Below are 19,467 nucleotides of genomic sequence, written 5' to 3' on the forward strand. Positions count from 1 at the left end.
GATCCTATTCAAAAGGAAAAGCTTAGTGGAAAACTCCCGCTTCAGCAGTTCCGTTCTCGGGGTCGTAAAGCACATAAAGAGAACTTTGTGCGGCACTGGAAGGCAAACACGAGCCTCACGATTGTGAATCAGAAGCTCCAGTTCACGACACTCAGTGTATAGGCATAGACAACCGCGATGACGGCGAGATTGATAACATCCAAATCTAGGGCAAGTGGTTTGCTCCGGTTCCAAAGATAACGAGACAAGAGAAAGGTTGTCGTTTCTGCGACGCCCAAGGCGGCAATCATTCCGATCGGGCCGCCGAGGTAGAACCCGACGAATGTCGCCGAGATCTTCAAAGCACTCGATACTGCCATAACATAGGCATGCACGCGACTATTGCCGGTCGAAAGCATGGCATTCTGATAAAGCATCGGGAGCACGCCAATCGCGCCATTCAGCGCCATGAGCGAGAGAAAGGCTCCCGCGGGGTAATACCTCGCGTCATAAAGAAGGTTGATGAGCGGCTGGGCCGCGAGAGACATAAGGATGAAGGCAGGCGTCGTCACGGAAGTCTGGATCAGCCGGAGTTTCGAAAGGACCTCTCTCAGCCGGTCGGGAGACTCCCGATACGTACGGGAGAGAACCGGGTAGCCGACGCTGCCGAGGATCTTGTTTGTAAGGTCGCCCAGCATCCACCCGAAAAGACTAGCAATGTGCAAGAAGGAAAGAACATCAAGATCAACGAGATAGCCGTTGATCGCCTTGAGACCCTTCCCGCTCATGTAAGTGAAAAAGGTACCCAACAGGATCCACCTGCCGAAGACGAGAATCTCCGAGATCGTGCTGCGATCCCACCGGAAACGGTTGTTGGGTGATGGCAGGAGAACATGGCTAAGCAGGGTATTCGCAAGTGCGCCACAGACGGTGCCGATCGCAAGGCCCCAGACGGATTGTATCCACCATGCCAGAAGGACGGTGCATGCGATCGAAATAGCCTGCGACAAAAGATCGAGCGTCACGACCCGTCCAAGGGCAATGTTACGCGACCGTACCATGATCTCGACCGACTTGAATCCGGAAACGAAAGAAGAAAGCGATGCGACGCAGATCAGCGGGAAGAGCAGAGGCTGGTCGTAAAGAAGCGCATAGGGCCAAGCGAGACACCACGCGAGACCCGTGATCCAGGCCCCCCTGAAGACCATGAGAGTCCAGGCCGTCGCCAGGAAATCCGGATCCTCCCCGCGATGCGACCGGACGACCGAGGGCTGGACACCCACGTCGCTGATAAGTTGCAGCGCACCGATGAAGACGGTGACGAGCACCATAAGGCCGAACGCCTCGGGGAAAAGGATACGCGTAAGGATCAGGTTCGATCCGAGCTGCAGGATCTTCGCCACCCCGAAAGCCCCCGTCAGGATGACCGTTCCCCGCATGGAGCGTGAGCGGAGCCGATCGCCTCGGAACTGATCGGTAAAGCTAGTGGCCAGGGTTCTGATGGATGTCATCGGGTCCTGCGTTCCTGAAGGATGGGAAACATGTCGGCTTTCACTTTCTGCGCGCGAGCAGCATTTTCATCAGACCCTGCCATCTGGGCACAGAGAGCGGATCGATCCGGACGGAGCGGAGCATGTACCGCAGCGCCAGGTCCTTACGGCCCTCCCTCAGCGATCGCCAGGCCCGCCCGCCCAGAAGGCTTGCCACATGACCGGTCGCGGACATCGCCCCCTCCGCCTTCGCAAGCCGGGGATCGAATGCCGGAGGGTGGCCTGCCTCGAGATCGTCCGTCTCGCCCATTCTGCGCTGGGATGCCAGACGTCTTGCCGTCGTCTCGTAAAACGCGCGTTCGGGCGTCGCTTGCGTATGGGTGATCGATCCTCCGTGCAAGCGATAGAAATAGGTCACGCGCGGATCGTGCCAGACCCGCCCCTGCCCCGCCAATCGAAGCTGCAGGTCGATATCTTCGGCCGTAACGAACCAGGATCGCGCGCCTCCGACCGCAACGAGAGTCTCTCGGCGCGTCAGCCATGTTCCGAAATGGGTAAGCGTATGGCCCTCGCGAAGTGCGTCCGTCGCCTCCCGGGGTTCCCCTTCGTCGGCTAGGTCCACGAGGTGCCGCCCCCGCGCCGTCATCGCTGCGAAGCCCCCCGAGACCGCGACGTAGTCGCGATGCGTGTCGAGCCAGTCGCATCTGTCGGAAAGGCCTTCGGAGGCGATCCGGTCATCGGCATCGCATCTGACGATATAGGGCGCATGCGCTGCATCGAGACCGGCATTGAAGGCATCGGATATTCCACTGCACGGCCCCGGAACGATCCTGATACGGTCGTCTCCCATCCTGCGCGCGATCTCGTCCGAACCGTCTGTCGAACCGTCGTCCACGACAATGACCTCCGCGACACTGTCATGTGCCAACGCGGATGCGAGCGCTTCCGAAAGGGTTCCGGCCCCGTTGCGAACCGGGACGATGACGCCGACCCGCGACATCAGAGGACCAGCGCGATCGTGCGGAATCCGGCCGGAACGGAACGATACGCGCACTCAGGCATCACGCCACCCGGCTTCGCGTTCCGCCTCGATGCGGGCGATCGTGCGGGACTTGCCCCGAAGGAGCGCATTGCGCTGGTAGCTGCGGATGAAACGTCGCAATTCGGCATCTTCATGGCGTGGCGCGCCGCGCATCCAGGCTCCGAAATAGCCCTGCAAAGTCGCGAGACCGCCCATGACATAGGGCTTCCGGGCCATCTTCCGGATTGCCGTCGCCGTGAAGTAGAGGGGGTCGGATCCCATGTAGTACTGCCCCGCCCCGTGGCGGCGACGTCCCGTATAGATGCCCTTCTGGCTCGACCCCATGGGGCGCAGATGTTCGAATTTCAGATCGTCGTAGCTGCGCACGATCCATCCCATCCTGCGCGCGGTGTGGCAGTCGATCCCGTCCCACATAACCTCTCGCACGAAGCCGCCGATCTGACGGAAGCATTCACGTCGGTAGAACTTGGTCATACCCTCGGACATCTCGGTACCGTGGCCTTCGGAGACGAGCTCGCCAGCCGCGGTGCGATAGCACGACCGCCCCGAGGCACTGCCGAGCCGCGGGGTTTGCTCCATCCGCGCGATCAGCGTCTCGAAGTAATCGGACGGCAGATCAAGATCGAGATCGAGCTTGCAGAGATAGGGAAAGTCCGCGAGGTCGACAGTGTCGAGCCCGTGATAGAAGGCCTCGATCACGCCGGGGCCTACGGCACGCCCGCCGCGATCGGGCTTCTGGACCACGCGGATCCAGTCATGTCTGGCGGCATATTCTGCGAGGATCTCCGGCGTGGCGTCGGTCGATCCGTCATCGACCACGATCCAGAGGGCAGGCGTCACGGTCTGAGCCACCACGCTGTCGAGCGTGCGGCGCATGTATTCCGCCTCGTCGCGGCAGGGCGAGATCAGAAGATAATCCCGATTTTGCATCTCGGTCATGCTGGCATCCATGGAATGGGAATTTAAGGGCGTCTCGTATCACGAGACCGATCGTCACGGCGTTCAGGCATTCGCACGGCCCCTTCCGCGAACCTGATTGACGAGCTCGTGCAACATCTCCGCCGCGGCCGCGTCGGAAAACCGACGGTCCGCCGTCTCGCGCGCCTGCTTCGACAGGCCGTCGCGCCGATCGCGATCGTTCCAGAGAGCCGCGATCGCGTCCGCCATTGCGTCGGAATCGAAAGGAGGCACCAGCAAGCCCGTCTCGCCATCCTCTACGTAACCTTCGGTTCCGGGGCAGCGCGTGGCGACAACCGGCACGCCGAGGCGCATGGCGTTGACGAAGGTGATCTGTCCCGAAGCGGTCTCGAGATTGCCGACCGGCGTGACCGAAATCCGTGCGCGCGCCAGAAGCGCAAGGCATTCTTCCTGGCTCAGATCCGATTTCAGCGTGACGTGCGGGCTTCGAGGCAGCGCCGCGGCCGCATCTGCACGGGTCACGATGATCGTGGGAATCCCCAGCCGGTCTACTGCAGCGATCAGCGTCTCGTAATCGCGATGGGCCGAACCCATCGCCAAGATGAAGGGTGCGTCCGCCTCTTCCTCGCGCACGATGCCCGGCGCGCCGCGCTGAAGCGGCACAAAGCGGAACCGGCTTTCGGGCAAGCCAAAATAAGCGGCGTATGGAGCGACCTCGGTGGGCGAATGCACGACGAAGAGATCGATGGCCGGGGCGATGAAGCGCGCGACCTGCTGGCGGCGTCCTGAAGAAAGGGAACCGAGATTGAAAGTGTAGGCGACGATGTACGGCCTGACGGGCCCAAGCCGCTTCAGAAGACCCGCGCACATGGCGATTTGAGGAAACACGGTCACCACGCCTTCGGGCCGGTACGAGAGCGCACGCGCCGCCTGACCGAGATGCCCCGCCCAGACCTTCAGGCTGTCCAGCCTGCTTCTCTTGCGATGCCAGCTGCGGCTCTTGCGCAGCGGCATTACCTTGCGGAAGACGATCTCATTGTCCTCGATCAGATCGTCGAGCCATGACGATCCGGTAGAGTCGAAGAAGAATGCCGCGACCGTCCAGAGCTTCCGCTCGGGGCGTCGGACCGACGGGACGGCCTCTTGCGCCGGCGCAACCGTTCGGGATCGGGAGAACATGGACAAATCGCCTTCCATTCGTAAAGCAGCGAGCCGCCCCGATGCGAAGGTGTCGGGCGGATCGTGAATCCGCCCGAGGCCGGCCGGATTCGTGCCATGCGCTACTGCAGGCCATGCGTACTGGCAACAATTCCATCGGAATTTCGCAAAGAACACGTAAATTGCGAACAATTCGATCGATCTGGCGAGATTGTGACACGGCTTGCGATCAAAAGGATTGCCCGGTTCGATCCGAAGATGCAAAACCCTTACGCGATAGACTGCGGACCGCCCGGGAACGGTCCGCGACGCCCGGCAGAAGCCTGGGCGGGGAACGGGTCGGGAAAATTTCGGTTCCGAGTACAGCCCGGTAACGATGTATCGTAACGCGTATCAACGAAGAACGAAGGTTTTAGCCCATGTCATTCGCAGAGCTGTCCCGCGGGACGCAGAAATACAATCTTCTGCATCCTGGCCTGATCTGGCTCGCGCTTGCCACGGCGGCAGCCACGATCTTCTTCCTGCCCGGCCTGCAGGAGCTCGGACGCGCCTGGCAATTGCCTGAATACAGTCACGGCCCCCTGATTCCGATCCTGTCGGGCTTCCTGTTCCTGCGCCACCTCAAGGAGGTCCCCGTCGACCCCGGGCCCAAGACAGATCGCTGGCCCGGCGTGGCGGTGATCTTCCTGGCGCTGTTCATGGGCGGCCTCGGGCGGCTCGCCAACATTCCCGACATCGTGGCCTATGCGACGATCGTCTGGGTGGGGGGGCTCCTGCTCATCAGCTTCGGGGCACGGACCGGATGGCTCTTCTGGCCATCGGTCCTGCATCTCGTCTACATGCTGCCGCTGCCGGGCGTGCTCTATTACGGGCTCTCGACTTCGCTGCAGATGATCTCGTCCGAACTCGGGGTGTGGTTCCTGAAGCTGCTGTCGGTGCCCGTCTTCCTCGAAGGCAACATCATCGATCTGGGCGTCTACAAGCTCCACGTGGCCGAGGCCTGTTCGGGGCTACGATACCTCTTTCCGATTCTGAGCTTCTCCTACATCTTCGCGGTACTCTATCGCGGGCCGATGTGGCACAAAGCCGTGCTGCTGATTTCGGCCGCGCCGATCACGGTCTTGATGAACTCGGTCCGGATCGCGATCTCCGGCGTCATCGTCGACCGTTACGGGCTCGACTGGGTCGAGGGGTTCAGCCATTTCTTCGAAGGCTGGGTGATCTTCGTTTCCTGCGTCATCCTGCTCTTCTGCCTGGCGCGGCTGATGTTGTTCCTGCAACCCGTCAAGATGTCGCTCACCGAGGCGCTCGACCTCGATTACGACGGGCTCGGCACGCAGGCCAAGCGCATTGCGCTGGTGCGCCCCTCCCCCGCCCTCATCACCGCCGCTATCGTGTTCCTGGTGGGCGCGTTCGTCGCCGTCGCGACGCCCGAGCGGCAGGCCGTCATCCCCGAGCGCGAAAGCTTCGCGACCTTCCCGCAGCGTGTCGGCGACTGGCAGCAGGTCGGCCCCGCCCAACGGCTTGAGGATAGCGTTGCCACGATCCTCGCGGCCGACGACTACCACTCTATCAACCTCTCGAACGCGGGTGCCGCGGCTCAGGTCGGCCTCTTCATGACCTGGTACGCCAATCAGGACGACGGCGGCAGCCATTCGCCCGAAGTATGCCTGCCCGGCGCAGGCTGGGAGATCGCCTGGCTGGAACAGACCGACATCTCGAACGAGATCGGTGCGGCACGTCCCGTCGAGCTCAACCGCGCGATCATCCAGCAGGGCGAGAGCCGGATGATGGTCTATTACTGGTTCGAGCAGCAGGGCCGGATGCTGACCGACGATTTCTCGGCCGCGCTCTACACGCTTTGGGACCGGACTTTCACGGGCCGCACCGATACCGGCCTCGTGCGTCTGACGACACCGATCCTCGAGAACGAGACGCCCCAGGATGCCGAACGACGCCTGAACGACGCGACCGAAGCGCTCCTGCCTCTCGTGCCGCGCTATCTGCCCGATCAGGACAACGACACCTGAATTGCAAGATCGGGGGCCGACTGGCCCCCGATCTTTCGTAGCGCCTCTTGTTACGGGGCGTTCGGAAGTTGCCCAAGAAATTCTTCGAGCGGCTCGGCATAATAGGATGAGTTGCAGGTCGCACCATGGCCGTTCGTCCGGTCGGTTTCGGATACGACATAGACAGATGCGTCGGACGCGATCTTTGCCACTCTCTCCTCGAGTATCGGCAGTTCGAGCGGATGACGCTTATCATCCTCCGACAGGATGACGAAGGCTTCGACCGTGATCTCCTCCAACTTCGTCATCGATCGAAATTGCACGACACGTTCCACATGTACATAATGTCGTTCGCATCGCCGACACGCGGACCCGACAAGATCGGCGGTAGAGAGGTGCCAGGAAAGATCAACGACCGTGTACTCGGCCCCGAGCCGGAAGAAAGATCAGGCTTCTGATCTACGAGGTGGGTCTTCCTTGGACAATCAGGGATCCGCGAAACGGACGTTGTCGAAACCGAAATCCCTTATCGAGGTCGCATGGATCGCGCCGAGCTTGCCATAGGAGTTGTCGCGCATCTCGACATCCTTGCCCATCAGCGCCGCAAGCACGGTCACGTGCAGGCGATCCGTCCGGATCGTCTCATAGCGCGAGACGAGATCCACCATGGCATCGACGATCTGTCGCGACATGAAGGGCCCGTGATCACGCATATGCATGAAGAGCTCCGAAATATCGATGTTTCCCTCAGGCACCGGGCCGCCGGTACTTTCGACATCATGCCGGAACGCGTTGAGGATCGCGCCGTGGGGCGGATAGGTCCCGAGCTGTCCGATCCGGTCGTCGAGCGCCTGCTTCCATGCGCGGAACTGGTGCAGATCGAACCTGAGCCTGCGCGGAGCCCGCAGGTCGCGCAAGAGTCCCGCAACAGGTGATTGCCGTAGACTTCGCGGATCGGCGAAGAATGCCATATCATGGCATTTTCTTAAGCGGAGGTTCGGCGCAGTAGCAAGGATATGGTCGTAGCTCTTTTGCTCTCGTACAAAAAAGGTGAAGCGGTCATCAAGCGTCTTGAGGAAATCTTCATGCCCCCTGACAGAATGAGGCAAAAGAACAAACGATTTTAAAGATTCTCTATGCCGCCCAATAAAACTTTTTGCCTCGACATAATGTGGCACCAGATTACCGCCGCCGCCAAAGATTATATGGCGGCCGTGATAATTACGTCTATAATATCCATGCTCTACTTTTAGCCCTATGGCTTCGAAAAAACTATAGGTATTAGCCGCTATAAGCGCATCACCAGCATTACCTGGGTTAAATATATGAACTGGGTTCTTACCTCGCAGTGGAGCTAGAGTTTCGACAAGAGATGAATAATCATGTCCAAATGCACCCATCATATCACATTTCTCTCTCTTTTGAGACCTGTCATACTAGAAGAATGGACTTGAAACAAAGAAAGCAAATGGGGCCTCATCTCTAATTTTCTTTATAGCTTCTTTTTCGCAAAGCCCCAAAAATCAATGCCTTCCAAGCATCACGTGACAGGGGAGAAATTTTGAGAGCTTTGATAAAATACCTTCGTGCCGTAGCTTGGTTTCCCGCTTTCCAAGCGCGCCAGCCCCAAGAAATCGCAAATTTTGTCCTTGACTGCGTGTCGTTACCAGGCCGCCAATCGTCAGTCACGATGTCCTGCTGCGGAAGACCTCGCCGGATCCGGGCATCGGCGCAGGCACGCCTCTTGCTGTCGTTCTGTTGATCCCGCCTCGTCCCGCTGATACTTGTCTCGAGCATGCGGTAGCGTAATAGAACTTCGTCGAGATTGGCGAGCCGCCCATGTTCTGCCAGTCGCAGCCAGAGATCCACATCTTCCGCGCTTTTGTAAGTCTCAATATAGCAGCCGACTTCACGGAAACGATCCGTGCGCATCATCACGGAAGGATGGCTGAGAGCCGCGACCCCGCTAAGGTTCAGCGCATCTACCGTCGGATGATCGAGCGGCGGCGTCGCCACATAGATCGGATTCCCCATCTCGTCGATATTCAGCCACCAAGTGCCGAGAGCACTCAACCCTGGCTCGGCATCCAAGCGCGCGACTTGATGCAGGAACCTGTCTGACAAACTGATATCGTCGGCATCCATGCGCGCAAGATATTCGCCCTGCGCCATCTCTGCGAGTTCATTCAGCGTCGCGACAAGGCCGCGATTTTCGCGCGCGACGAAGCGGATCCGGGGATCGCGTGCAGCATACAACGAAACGATCTCGACGCTTCCATCCGTCGAGCCGTCATCAATGATCAGGAATTCAAAATCGGCGAAGCTCTGTCTGAGAATACTCTCGATGGCCTCTGCCAAGTACGCCTGCGCGTTATAGACTGGCAAGAGAACCGAGACGCGCGGAACGTGCCGCAGGTTCGTCAGGCCAGCGGAAGCTCCCTCTTCTACGACGGAACTTGGCCAAGCGGATCGCCGCCCGGCAGCGTTGTTCACATTCTGTCGATCCATCGTCTCCGCTCTTCTCGAAAAACGCAACGATTGGGGATTCTCCCCACAACAACGGAAAAACTGTCTATGTCCGGAAAAAGTTCATCGATCTCCGGCGAAGGGGTTCCGATAGAGGCCGAGCTTCTGCTTCACGAGAAGCGGTACGACCGGGGGTTCGTGCACGACGTAGCGGTGCCAGCGCTGGCGCGGCTCCTTCACAAGGCGATAGAGCCATTCGAAGCCCCATTCGGTCACCCATCCCGGCGGACGCCGGAACGTGCCTGCCTCGTAATCGATCGTGCCGCCTAAAGGCAGATAAAGCTTCACGTTTTCGAACCGGTCACGATGGCGGATGATGAACTTTTCCTGCCGTCCACCGCCCAGACCCACAAGAAGCACGGTCGCCCCTGAGGCGTTCACGGCCTCGATCATCCGTTCGATCTCGGCCGGGTCGTCGTCGAAGTTGAAGGGCGGGGCATAGGTGCCTACCACGAATTCACGGCCGACCTTGGCATTGATGTTCTTCGCCGCGACTTCCGGAATCCCCGGCTTTCCGCCCAGCAGGAACACCGTGACATCGGGATTGTCGCGGTGGCGTTGGTAGAAGCGCGGGAAGTAATCCGAACCCGACACCCGCTCGGGCACCGGTGTCCCAAGGAACTTCGTCGCAAAATAGAGGATCTGGCTGTCGCAGGTGATCACGTCGAACTGATCGAGGATGTCGTGGAATTCACGGTCCTTCTGAAGCTTCATGATCATGTCGACATGCAGCGTCAGCAACAATCCCTCGTCGAGTGTTTCGACCACCTCGTCCATCGTCACGTCGTGGACATAGGCGTTGAGGATCTTCACCTTCCGCCGCTCGGGGAAGGTCGGAGCCTCGGTCGAATGTGCCGTGTCGCTCATTGCGCGGCCTGCGATGTGCCCACGGCACCCATGTATTTCTCGACGAGATCGCGGGTGTTCACGATATTGCCACGGCTCGACGCACCGAAGACGATCGACTGCACGTTCGGCAGTTCGGAAATCCATTCGATCGCCTCTTCGGGCGGGATCGCGCCCGACGCGTAGACCGACATGGCGATGGCGCGCAGCTTGCCGGTTCTGAGCGTCTCGAGATAGCGCTCGTGTCCGCCCGACATGCGAAAGCCGATCTTGTTGATGTTGGAGCAGATGATCGGGTTCTCGATCCCCTCCTTCGTCAACGCCTCGAAAAGCATCGGCATGTTCATCGTGATGAAGGCGGGCTCGGCTCCGTACTTCTCCTTCACGTGGTCGTGGAAGACCTTGAGCGCGCGGGTATAGCCCATGCCGAGCAGCAGGTCGGTGAAGACGTTCTGCATGAAGACGACCGGCGTGTTGAGCCCGCGGAACATCTTCATCTCGGCGTCGATCAGCACCTTGGCGATGCCCTCGATGTCGCGCCCGGCAAGCGCCTTGCCGCCCGAGAGCGCCGTCCTGAGAAAGCCGTCCTCGGGCATGAAGTTGGTGATCGCGCCCAGCATGCCCAGATCCGTCACCGCATTGGCGTATTTGTGCGCGTAGGGCATGCAGGGATAGAAGACGAAATCCGGATAGCGGTCGGGGTTGTTGCGCACGATCTCGCAGATCTCGGAGATGCGGTCGTGGGTCGTGCACATGAAGGTGCGGATCCCCGCATCGTAGGCCGCGTCGAGCACGGCCATGATGGCATCGGTACTCTGAAAGCGCATGGCCTGGGCGCGCGCCTTCTCCTCGGACATGTGGTTGATGCCGAAGAACTGGTTGTCGCCGAAGAGAAGTCTGTCCATGACGTGATCCTTCCTGATCCTTAGCGGCCGAAGAGGCTGCGCCAGCCGCGCCCGCCTTCGGTCTTGCCCGCGACGACGGCAGGGGCCGGCGTGACGGACGCGGTACCGGGATTGCCCGCATCGTCGACGATCATGGCGATGGTCTGGTCGGTCATCGCGGCCGAGCGGAAATCGTTCTCGCGCGCGCGTGTCTCGCCGGCGGCGACGGCCTCCACGAAATCCGCGATCTGGGCGGAATATTCCTCGCCCCTGAGATAGAACCACGGATCCTCGGTCAGATCGGTGGTATAGCGCACGCTCCAGCCCGCGCCGTAATCCGGCAGCGCATCCGACGCCTTGCGCAGATAGATCTGGCATTCCTGACGGTCTACATTCATCCGCCCGTTGGTGCCGATCAGGCTGATCTTGGTCGACATCTTGCGATGCGATTCGTCCGACCAGTTGACCGAGAGCTGCGCCAGCTGTCCGCCCGGGAATTTCAGCGTCGAGAGGACTTCGTCATCGGTGCCGGCCGAAAAGATCGAGTTGAGATGACTGCCGCTCACCCGCTCGGGCGTACCGAAGACCCAGTTCAGGAGATTGAGCGGATGGGCCGCATAATCGTAGAGACAGCCACCGCCCTCGGCCTTCTGGGTGCGCCAGGTCTGCCGCTTGGGACGCAGCACGACGGGTCCGTAGGCTTCGGCCAGAATGTGATGAATATCGCCGAGAGCGCCCGAGGCGAGGACCTTCTGCATTTCCTTGAACGCGCCGACATAGCGGTAGTGATAGCCCACCTGCCCGATCAGTCCCTTTTCCTCGGCCAAACTTGCCAGCGCGTCGCCCTCGCGCCAGTCGAGGCAGAAGGGCTTTTCACAAAAGACGTGGATCCCGCGCTCGAGCGCCGCACGTACCATGCTCGCGTGATGACGCGAGGGCGTGGCGATCACGACGGCATCGAGCGTCTCCTCGGCCAGCATCTTGTCGTAGCTCTTGTAGAGAGTGTTGGGCAAGTTCTTGCCCAGCACGTCGATGAGAAACCCGGTCGCGTCGCAGGCGACACAGTCGACATCGGGATGGGCGTTGACGATGGAAAAGTGCGACAGGCCCATCTTGCCCAGTCCCACAACGGCGATCTTGGTCTTTCGGCTCATGCGGCTACTCGTTTTTGGAAGGGAGACGGACCGGCTCCGGATCTATCTCGATTTCGTTGCGGATCTCTTCACACGCTTTCTGCGGTGCGGCAACGGTTCCTGGGGCCGATCACGACGAAGTCGATCATATCGATAGCCCCGTCAAGCCCGGCAACCGCGCGCGATCGTCGACGAAGAAGCTCTCAGCCTCCTCGACGTCGGTAAACGTGACCTCTGGGGCAGGCTGAACAAGGAACCGCGCCTTGAGGGACCGGCGAAGATCCGACGGGACAATCCGGCGCAGCGCACTTCTGAGACCGGCCATCTTGTGGAACCGGCGCCCCGCCGGGTTGAGCTCGTGGGCGAGGTTGCGATCCCCTTCATCGATCTCGGTCGACATCCCTTCGGAGGAAAGGCCCAGAAAGGTACAGGTCTTGTCGAGCGCGGTTGCGGGATCGCGCGTCAACTCCGCGAAGTCGAGAAACAGAAATTGATCAGGCGCGAAAACCTCGAGATAGCGGTCGATCTGGTCGGCATAGCGCCCCGCAAGAACCAGCATTGGATCCTCGCGCAGCGCGCCTGCAAGCGAGACAGGCCCCTCGGGTGCGCCAATCCGGCGGCGGTTGTGCCGATAGGCCGATTTCGCGCGAGCGACCGGGTCGCGCAGGATATAGATGAGCTTCGCCTCGGGCGCGATCTCGGCGATGCGTCGCGGCACGGGCGCGAGAAGGCCTGGCGCGCCTTCCCGATCGAGATCGCGGGCGGGCCTGAGAAAGCTGTAGGTCGTCGATGCGTCGACACGGATCGGGGCATCAGGGTCGCAAAAGCAGCGTGCATAGGCATCCATGTCATCGACATGATCCCCGCTCAGAAAATGCGGCTCTTTCGGGTGCGAGACGCAGACCGAAGCATGCCGGTCGAGCATGGCGGCGAGATAGGTGGTCCCGGCCTTCTGGGCACCGATGAGGAACGTGTTGGCAACAGGACTGGACGGCATTTTCGCGATCTTCTCTCTTGTGCCCCCCGCCCCCGGCTTCTATCGCTTCCGCCTTGCAAAATGGAAGCACGGATCGCGGAAAAATCGCCTCAAGTCGATCACGGAGAGCGGAAAATCTCCCCGCGAGCTTGGCAAACGGACCACGTTGCGGGAATGTCCGCGCATCATTCGGAGGTCGATCTGATGACCTATTCTGCAGGCGGCGGCATCGTCGTCGCGATCGTGAGCTACGGGACGTCGGAGCTCGTCCTGCAGGCGCTTCCCGCCTTGCAGGAGGAATTGTCGCATTTCCCGCGCGCCCGGACCTTCGTGGTCGACAACGCCTCCCCCGATAACGACGGGGAAGCCCTCGCCCGTGGGATCGCGGCGATGGATGGCACGGGCCCCGAGATCACCTTTCTGCCCTCGCCGATCAACGGCGGCTTCGCGGCCGGCAACAACGTGGCCTTCGCCGCGATCCGCGGAATGGAATGGCAACCGGAGGCGATCCTGCTGCTCAATCCCGACGCCGAGGTACGCCCCGGATCCATTCGCGAAATGCTGCGCGTGATGCGCGAGACGCCCGAAGCGGGTTTCGTGGGCCCGCGGGTGGAAAACCCGGACGGAAGCTCGTGGATCGGTGCATTCAACTTTCCTTCGATGGCGGGGGAAATCTACGGGCAGCTCGGCCTCGACATCCTTGCGCGTCGCGCCCGGTCGACCATTCCCGACAGCGACGTACCCGTGCGCGCGGACTGGGTGACCGGCACCGCCGTGCTGATCCGGCACGAAACGTTCAAAGACCTAGGCGACATGGATGACGGCTATTTCCTTTATTACGAGGAAGTCGACTACATGCTGCAGGGGGCGCGAGCCGGCTGGCAGAGCTGGCATGCACCGGATGCGCGTGTCGTCCATATCGCGGGGGCCGCCACAGGCGTGCAGGATCGCACCGTCCGCAAGGGGCGGATGCCCGCCTACTGGTTCCAGGCCTGGGCGCGGTATTTCGCCAAGAACCACGGGGCGGGCTATGCACGCGCCACGGCACTCGGCCGGATCGGCGCGGTATGGCTTGGCGATCTGCAGCGTCGCCTGCGCGGCAAGGGCTCGCCGCGTCCCGAAGGCTATCTGCGCGATTTTGCCGCTCGCGTAGCCTTCGCGCGCCTCTCGCCACCGCCCGTGTCGGATCGTGCCCGGATCCCGGGCGGCGGATATCGTCCTTCCTGAACCTCTAAAGGGCCCCTAATGTCCCTCGTCTCCGAAGATTTCCTGCGTGCCGAGCGTGAGATGGCAATCCCGCCCGTTTCCGAGCGCGGGAGACGCAACGAAAATCCCGAGGGGATCGGGTTCTGGGCACTCGTTGCCGAGGATTTTCGCACCCACGAAAGCCGGATCTTCGAGCAGGGATTCTGGGCCGTATTCAGCAACCGCTTTGGCAATTGGCGCATGGGACAACCAAAGATCATCCGCGCACCCTGCACGGTTCTCTACATGATCCTCTTCAAGGCGGTGGAGATCCTGGGTGGCATCTCGCTGTGGTACACCGTCAAGCTCGGCCGCCGCGTCCGCATCTGGCACCATAGCGGCATCGTGCTGAGCGCGCGGGCGATCGGCGACGACGTCCATATCCGGCAAAACACCACGATGGGGATCCGGCGGCGCGACCGAACGGCAGATCTGCCGATCGTCCGGGCCGGCGTCGATATCGGTGCGGGAGCCTGTATCGTCGGAGCAGTGGTGATCGGAGAAGGTGCCCGGATCGGAGCCAATTCCGTCATCTTCAACGACGTGCCGAACGGGGGATCGGCGATAGGCAATCCGGCCCTGATAACCCCGCCACGTGTCGACGCCGGGGGCTGAGGCACCTTTCGATCAGATGCGATGACGCGCATTTGGCCTAGATCCAGCCTCGACCATTCAGCTCCTTCAGAAGGGCGAAACGAAGCTGCGGCCGATCTGGACGAAGACGCTTTCCGAGCTTGCGCTGCCCAGATCGTCCTCTTCGCGGAAGGTATGGCTCAGCCCTCCGGTCAGGCTCCAGTCACGGGTAAGCTGGCGCGAGAGAGTTGCCGAGACGCGGCCGGTCGTATCCGTCGCATCGATATCGAGATCCTCGGTCCGGGCGAATTGCGCGTTGATCCCCAGCGAGGTCAGCCGCGACAGCGAACGGGTATAGCCGGCCGAAAGGACAGTGTTGGCCGTCTCGCCCTCCTCCGGATCACTGCTGACGGCCCGGCGGAAGGTCACGTTCACGTTCGAGACCGGATCGAGCGGCTGGGAATATGCGGCCGAGCCGTTCCAGGTCAGATCGTCGTTCGCGGTCTGCACCAGGCCGAGATTGAGGCTGAGCCGCCCCTCGCCCGCAAAATCCCGCGCGATGCCGCCCGAAAGGCCGATCCGGGTCCCTTCATCCACGCGGTTGACGTCGAAGGAGGTGCTGTAGGTCACGATAGCCTGACGGTAATCGACACCGAAACCGAGCCCCGTCGTCTCCTCGACGTCGTCGCCTTCCTCCGCATAGCGGTATCGCAAGGTGGTGGAAGTGCTGATCACGGGATTGAGGTCGATCCGCCCCGTGACGCTCGCATTGAAGTCGCGCGCATCCTCGAGTGTCGATCCCTCGCTCAGATCGGAATAGCTCACGTCCCGCCCCGACAGGGAGACGCTCACGCCATAGGGTCCGTCAGTGCCGTAGGAGAGCGTGGTGTTGACGCGCAGGCTCTCGCGCGTGCCGGTACGTTCGAATGCATCCTCGAAATCGTTGAAATCCGGAGGAAGCTCGCCGGTCTCGTCGACGAAATCCGTGAGGTCGAACGCGTCGAGATAATCCACGTCCTGGCTCGAATAGCCCGCCCCGAAGGAGAAGCCGGAATTGGCTCCGCGCCGGTCGTAGCTGAGCGAGGCATCGGGCCCCTCGAAACCGCTGGACTCGGTATCCCGGAAATCCTCGCGGTAGAGCCCCCCGAGTTGCAATCCGAGCGTCGAGATCGGCGTGGCACTCGTGATTCCGAAGCCGAGACGCGTCGTCGACAGGAGTGCCGATTCATCCTCGACCCCGGGATCGAGATCGACATTGCTGTTGGCCTCGAAGCGCTGCGAGAGATCGAACGAGACGAGACGCCCGCCCTCCTGGGCCATGACCGGTCCCGTCACGAAGGCGGGCGCGAGGAGCACGGCGAGACTGCCGAGCGTCGGGCGAGCGAGGATCATCCGGGCGCGCCTATTCGAAGAGGCGGCGGGTCGGCACGATGAAGGTATCGCCCGGCGCGACCATGAGCTGTCCGTTGGGGCTCGTCCCGTTTTCGATAGCCTTGTAGTTCAGGCGGTAGATCTGCGGCACGCCCTGCGCATCGGTGCGACGCAGCTGGATCCGCTTGGTGGCGGCGAAATCGCTGAAGCCTCCGGCAAGCGCGAAGGCCTGCAGGATCGTCGTGCCGGGCTCGACCTGGATGAGGCCGGAATTGGCGATCTCGCCCAGCATGTAGACATTGTACGTTTCGGGTTCGACCGGTTCCTGGGGGACCCGAGGCTCTTCTTGGGCGAGCGATGAAAGGCCGACGAAGACACTGGGCGTGACGGCGAAATCGTCCTCGAGCGCGGCTGTCAGGGTCGACTGGATCTGTTCGATCGTGCGTCCGCCCGCGCGGATGTTGCCTGCGAGAGGAAAGGAGATCTGCCCGTCGGGCGAGATCAGGACGTCACGGTTCAGCGACGGATCCTCGATCACCTCGACGCGTACGACATCACCGGGCCGCAGGCGGTAATCCTGTGCCCCGGCCTCGCCGGGCGCGAGCGCCACGAATGACAGGATGGCGAAAGCGGTCGCCCAAAGCAGTTTCATTGACAATCTCCGATGAGAGTCGACTTCACCGGCGAGACTGGCAGAGTTTCGCCGGGAAATCATGGCGTCGCGCGGATGTTGCGACGTGTGTAGGGAATGCCGTGCCTTATCGGCAACTCCCCGTCCTAGGTTGCGGCGGATTATTGCGTATCGCCCGACCCTTCCGTGCCTTGGCCCGTGGCCTGGTCAGGACCCGCTCCTTCGAGCGCCGCGCGGGCGCGTTCGACCAGGATGGCCGGAGCCTCCTGCTCGAGCGCGAGGCCCCGCTCGATCTCGGCCTCGGCATCCGCATCGCGACCCGCGGCCGCATAGGCGAGCCCCAGATGGAGCGCAACGCTCGGCTCCTGCGGCAGGCCGCGCGCGGCGGCCTGCAGGTTCCCGATGGCCGCGTCGATATCTCCGCGTTGCACCTGGATCCAGCCGAGCGTGTCCTGGAAGGCGGGCTCGCGCGCGCCGGTCAGCCGCAGGGATATCTGGTGCGCCCGGTCGAGCGAAGCCTGATCCTCGCGGTGGACCGACAGCAGGCTTGCGAGGTTGTTGGCCACGATGAGATCGTCGGAATCAGCCTCGTAGAGCTGTTCGTAGATTGCGATCGCGCCTTCGATGTCCCCTTCCCGTTCGAGCCGTCCGGCCTCCACGAGTTGCAGGGAACGGGCTTCGGGCATGATCTCAAGGCTGTCGCGAACGAGCGCGTCAGCTTCTTCCACGAGGTTCTGCTGACGCAGGAGACGGTAGAGACGCTCTACCACCGGGAGGCTGTCGGGATTTTCCGCGAGGACATCGCGATAGGACGCGATCGCCTCGTCGGTGCGCCCCTCGAGCGAGAGAAGGTCGGCCTGCAGGATCTGCACGGCCTGGCTTTCGGGATAGCGCTCGCCAAGGCGAGCGATGGTGGACCGCGCTTCGTCGAGCCGGTTCGATTGGACCTGCAGTCGCAAAAGCTGCAGCGTCGCGGCAAGCTCCTCGCCCGTCGATCCGCCCTCGTCGACCTGCGATTGGAGGAAGGAAAGGCTCTCGTCGACGCGGTTCTGGCGGAACAGAATCTGCGCCTGCAACGCCTGTGCCATCTGGCGCGCCCGCTGGACGTCGAGCTGCTGCAGCCGCTGGGCAAGCGCGCCTGCCTCGGCCAGGCGATCGCGCTGCAAGAGTACTCGCCCGAGTGCCGCGGCGACGTCGAGATTGCCAGGGCTGGCGGATTGCGCGTTGGTCAGGACCGTCTCGGCGGAGGAGAGGTTGCCCTGCCCCTCGAGGAACTGCGCATAGATGAGCGAGGGGCCGGGGGCCGCGTTCGACACCTCGACGGCCTGGGCCAGTTGCTGCTGTGACAATTCGATGTTGCCGGATTTCTGCTGCGCCTCTGCCAGCAGGATCATGATCTCCGCATCGGTCGGTGCCTGGCCCAGGGCCGTGCGCAGATTGGAGATGGCATCGCCGAAGGATCCTTCGCGGATCTCGCGCGCGCCACGTACCTTGAGCGCGTCGACATGGCTGGGGTCCTCCGCAAGGATCTCGTCAACGAGCGCGAAGGCCGCATCGGTTTCGTCCATGGCTGCACGCATCTGCGACAGGGCCATCTTGGCCTCGAGCCGACGCTCGGTACTTGTGGCGGTTTCGACGACCTGCTCGATCTGCGCGAGCCCCTCCTCGCGCTGGCCGAGACGGAAGCGCAGCGCCGCAGCCTCGGAGGCGTAGAGCCGTCCGAGTTCGGTCTCGGCATTGGCCTCGGTCAGGCGGTCGAGTTCGGCCAGGGAAGCCTCCGGCCCGTCCCGTTCGCCCAAAAGCTCGACCACTGTCAGATGCCCCTCGGGGGCCGCGTCGTCGGGACCGGCCTCGGCGCGCAGGAACTCCTCGGCCGCATCGAGATTGCCGGTCGAGATATACCAGCTGATGAGATAGCCCGAGATCTGCTCGTCGTCAGGGAAGAGTTCGTACATATGGCGCAGCTGCTCTTCGGTCGCCGCGTCGTCGTCGAGACGGCCCAGCACCGACAGGCGGGTCATCTGCAGCGACCGCGAAGTGGGCTGCTCCTCGAGCGCAAGGTCGATCTCGGGCAGCGCGCGGGCAGCATCGGGCCCCTGCACGAGCCAGTCGATCAGGATACGCCGCGCGACGGTGAGGTCCGGATCGGCCTCGAGCAGGGCTCGGGCACGCTCGGCAGCCGCAGCTGCCTCGGGTTCGTCCCGGTCGAGCATCGCCTCGCGGTAGTCGAGCGCGATCTGCAGTGCCTGGGTCGAGGGCTGATCGGGCTCAAGCTCCACCGCGGCTCCGGCATGACGCTCGAACTCGGTCCAGTTGCCGAGGTCGAGCGCCATGCCCGCCAGCATGCGCCGCGCTTCGGCATTGTCGGGCGATTGCTCGACCAGTCGAAGATACTGGCTGTAGGCCTCCGAAGTGTTGCCCTGCTGGACGAGGAGATCGGCATAGAGGGCGCGTGCTTCCTGATGCTGGCCGTCATTGTCGAAGACGTTGCGCAGTTCGACCATCGCACGGTCGACATCGCCCGCCTCGAGCAGGCTTAGAGCGGATTGGTAATAGCGTTCCGCCGCATCCTCGGGATCCTCGCAGGCCACGAGCACCCCGAGCCCCAGGATCAGAAGAGAAAGACGAAGAAGACGAGACGGTGCCATAAACGATGATCCAATCAGACTGATACGAAAAAACCCGC

The 19,467-nt window shown here is 62.0% G+C and carries 17 protein-coding genes; 3 read left to right on the forward strand and 14 right to left on the reverse strand.

Going from position 1 to position 19,467, the window contains the following annotated elements:
- Positions 1-128: 128 nt before the first annotated feature.
- From RVY76_RS18125 to RVY76_RS18140, 4 genes are all read right to left on the reverse strand, one after another.
- Positions 129-1,490: an oligosaccharide flippase family protein gene (locus RVY76_RS18125; RefSeq protein WP_317377934.1), complete on the reverse strand. Its 1,362-nt coding sequence runs from the start codon at positions 1,488-1,490 to the stop codon at positions 129-131.
- A 40-nt stretch (positions 1,491-1,530) separates the two neighbouring features.
- On the reverse strand, positions 1,531-2,469 hold the full coding sequence (locus RVY76_RS18130; RefSeq protein ID WP_317377936.1) for a glycosyltransferase family A protein: 939 nt from the start codon (positions 2,467-2,469) through the stop codon (positions 1,531-1,533).
- A gap of 54 nt (positions 2,470-2,523) precedes the next feature.
- A complete protein-coding gene (locus RVY76_RS18135) occupies positions 2,524-3,450 on the reverse strand; it encodes a glycosyltransferase family A protein (RefSeq protein ID WP_317377938.1) in 927 nt (308 codons plus the stop codon).
- A gap of 63 nt (positions 3,451-3,513) precedes the next feature.
- Positions 3,514-4,851 carry a glycosyltransferase family 4 protein gene (locus tag RVY76_RS18140; protein ID WP_317377940.1) on the reverse strand — a complete coding sequence of 446 codons (1,338 nt, stop codon included), beginning with the start codon at positions 4,849-4,851 and terminating at the stop codon, positions 3,514-3,516.
- A gap of 155 nt (positions 4,852-5,006) precedes the next feature.
- Between RVY76_RS18140 and xrtD the strand changes: the two genes are divergently transcribed.
- A complete protein-coding gene (gene xrtD / locus RVY76_RS18145) occupies positions 5,007-6,617 on the forward strand; it encodes a VPLPA-CTERM-specific exosortase XrtD (RefSeq protein ID WP_317377942.1) in 1,611 nt (536 codons plus the stop codon).
- A 50-nt stretch (positions 6,618-6,667) separates the two neighbouring features.
- Here the strand turns inward: xrtD and RVY76_RS18150 are convergent, their stop codons facing one another.
- The 7 genes from RVY76_RS18150 to RVY76_RS18180 form a co-directional block, all read right to left on the reverse strand.
- Positions 6,668-6,904, reverse strand: coding sequence for a hypothetical protein (locus tag RVY76_RS18150; protein ID WP_317377944.1), 237 nt, complete (start codon positions 6,902-6,904; stop codon positions 6,668-6,670).
- Positions 6,905-7,081: 177 nt separating this feature from the next.
- Positions 7,082-7,999 carry a polysaccharide pyruvyl transferase family protein gene (locus RVY76_RS18155; RefSeq protein WP_317377946.1) on the reverse strand — a complete coding sequence of 306 codons (918 nt, stop codon included), beginning with the start codon at positions 7,997-7,999 and terminating at the stop codon, positions 7,082-7,084.
- 79 nt (positions 8,000-8,078) lie between these two features.
- Entirely contained in the window at positions 8,079-9,104 is a 1,026-nt protein-coding gene (locus tag RVY76_RS18160; protein WP_317377948.1) for a glycosyltransferase family 2 protein, read from the reverse strand.
- Between the two features lie 81 nt (positions 9,105-9,185).
- Positions 9,186-9,989 carry a WecB/TagA/CpsF family glycosyltransferase gene (locus tag RVY76_RS18165; protein WP_317377950.1) on the reverse strand — a complete coding sequence of 268 codons (804 nt, stop codon included), beginning with the start codon at positions 9,987-9,989 and terminating at the stop codon, positions 9,186-9,188.
- The gene (locus tag RVY76_RS18170; RefSeq protein WP_317377952.1) at positions 9,986-10,873 is read right to left on the reverse strand and encodes a hypothetical protein; all 888 of its coding nucleotides are present in this window, start codon (positions 10,871-10,873) and stop codon (positions 9,986-9,988) included. Before RVY76_RS18170 ends, RVY76_RS18165 begins: the two co-directional genes overlap by 4 nt.
- 20 nt (positions 10,874-10,893) lie before the next feature.
- On the reverse strand, positions 10,894-12,006 hold the full coding sequence (locus RVY76_RS18175) for a Gfo/Idh/MocA family oxidoreductase (RefSeq protein ID WP_317377954.1): 1,113 nt from the start codon (positions 12,004-12,006) through the stop codon (positions 10,894-10,896).
- Between the two features lie 124 nt (positions 12,007-12,130).
- Complete coding sequence (locus tag RVY76_RS18180; protein ID WP_317377956.1) at positions 12,131-12,982, reverse strand: sulfotransferase domain-containing protein; 852 nt, start codon at positions 12,980-12,982, stop codon at positions 12,131-12,133.
- Between the two features lie 183 nt (positions 12,983-13,165).
- Here RVY76_RS18180 and RVY76_RS18185 point away from each other — a divergent pair, with 183 nt between their 5' ends.
- On the forward strand, positions 13,166-14,188 hold the full coding sequence (locus tag RVY76_RS18185; RefSeq protein ID WP_317377958.1) for a glycosyltransferase family 2 protein: 1,023 nt from the start codon (positions 13,166-13,168) through the stop codon (positions 14,186-14,188).
- 18 nt (positions 14,189-14,206) lie between these two features.
- Positions 14,207-14,821 (forward strand): serine acetyltransferase, encoded by a 615-nt coding sequence (locus tag RVY76_RS18190; protein ID WP_317377960.1) that lies wholly within the window; start codon positions 14,207-14,209, stop codon positions 14,819-14,821.
- Between the two features lie 66 nt (positions 14,822-14,887).
- Here the strand turns inward: RVY76_RS18190 and RVY76_RS18195 are convergent, their stop codons facing one another.
- The 3 genes from RVY76_RS18195 to RVY76_RS18205 all read right to left on the reverse strand — a co-directional run bounded on the left by RVY76_RS18195 (position 14,888) and on the right by RVY76_RS18205 (position 19,429).
- Positions 14,888-16,171 (reverse strand): hypothetical protein, encoded by a 1,284-nt coding sequence (locus RVY76_RS18195; RefSeq protein WP_317377962.1) that lies wholly within the window; start codon positions 16,169-16,171, stop codon positions 14,888-14,890.
- 10 nt (positions 16,172-16,181) lie between these two features.
- Positions 16,182-16,802, reverse strand: a complete 621-nt coding sequence (locus RVY76_RS18200; protein ID WP_317377964.1) for a polysaccharide biosynthesis/export family protein — start codon at positions 16,800-16,802, stop codon at positions 16,182-16,184.
- 140 nt (positions 16,803-16,942) lie between these two features.
- A complete protein-coding gene (locus RVY76_RS18205) occupies positions 16,943-19,429 on the reverse strand; it encodes a tetratricopeptide repeat protein (protein ID WP_317377966.1) in 2,487 nt (828 codons plus the stop codon).
- Between the last annotated feature and the right edge of the window lie 38 nt (positions 19,430-19,467).

It is taken from the genome of Palleronia sp. LCG004 (genome assembly GCF_032931615.1).
Lineage (GTDB): Bacteria > Pseudomonadota > Alphaproteobacteria > Rhodobacterales > Rhodobacteraceae > Palleronia.

Excerpts from the sequence above, each read along its gene's own strand:
- RVY76_RS18125 (WP_317377934.1), bottom strand. The coding sequence starts at position 1,490 with ATGACATCCATCAGAACCCTGGCCACTAGCTTTACCGATCAGTTCCGA.
- RVY76_RS18130 (WP_317377936.1), bottom strand. The coding sequence starts at position 2,469 with ATGTCGCGGGTCGGCGTCATCGTCCCGGTTCGCAACGGGGCCGGAACC.
- RVY76_RS18135 (WP_317377938.1), bottom strand. The coding sequence starts at position 3,450 with ATGACCGAGATGCAAAATCGGGATTATCTTCTGATCTCGCCCTGCCGC.
- xrtD (WP_317377942.1), top strand. The coding sequence starts at position 5,007 with ATGTCATTCGCAGAGCTGTCCCGCGGGACGCAGAAATACAATCTTCTG.
- RVY76_RS18150 (WP_317377944.1), bottom strand. The coding sequence starts at position 6,904 with ATGACGAAGTTGGAGGAGATCACGGTCGAAGCCTTCGTCATCCTGTCG.
- RVY76_RS18155 (WP_317377946.1), bottom strand. The coding sequence starts at position 7,999 with ATGATGGGTGCATTTGGACATGATTATTCATCTCTTGTCGAAACTCTA.
- RVY76_RS18160 (WP_317377948.1), bottom strand. The coding sequence starts at position 9,104 with ATGGATCGACAGAATGTGAACAACGCTGCCGGGCGGCGATCCGCTTGG.
- RVY76_RS18165 (WP_317377950.1), bottom strand. The coding sequence starts at position 9,989 with ATGAGCGACACGGCACATTCGACCGAGGCTCCGACCTTCCCCGAGCGG.
- RVY76_RS18170 (WP_317377952.1), bottom strand. The coding sequence starts at position 10,873 with ATGGACAGACTTCTCTTCGGCGACAACCAGTTCTTCGGCATCAACCAC.
- RVY76_RS18175 (WP_317377954.1), bottom strand. The coding sequence starts at position 12,006 with ATGAGCCGAAAGACCAAGATCGCCGTTGTGGGACTGGGCAAGATGGGC.
- RVY76_RS18180 (WP_317377956.1), bottom strand. The coding sequence starts at position 12,982 with ATGCCGTCCAGTCCTGTTGCCAACACGTTCCTCATCGGTGCCCAGAAG.
- RVY76_RS18185 (WP_317377958.1), top strand. The coding sequence starts at position 13,166 with ATGACCTATTCTGCAGGCGGCGGCATCGTCGTCGCGATCGTGAGCTAC.
- RVY76_RS18190 (WP_317377960.1), top strand. The coding sequence starts at position 14,207 with ATGTCCCTCGTCTCCGAAGATTTCCTGCGTGCCGAGCGTGAGATGGCA.
- RVY76_RS18195 (WP_317377962.1), bottom strand. The coding sequence starts at position 16,171 with ATGATCCTCGCTCGCCCGACGCTCGGCAGTCTCGCCGTGCTCCTCGCG.
- RVY76_RS18200 (WP_317377964.1), bottom strand. The coding sequence starts at position 16,802 with ATGAAACTGCTTTGGGCGACCGCTTTCGCCATCCTGTCATTCGTGGCG.
- RVY76_RS18205 (WP_317377966.1), bottom strand. The coding sequence starts at position 19,429 with ATGGCACCGTCTCGTCTTCTTCGTCTTTCTCTTCTGATCCTGGGGCTC.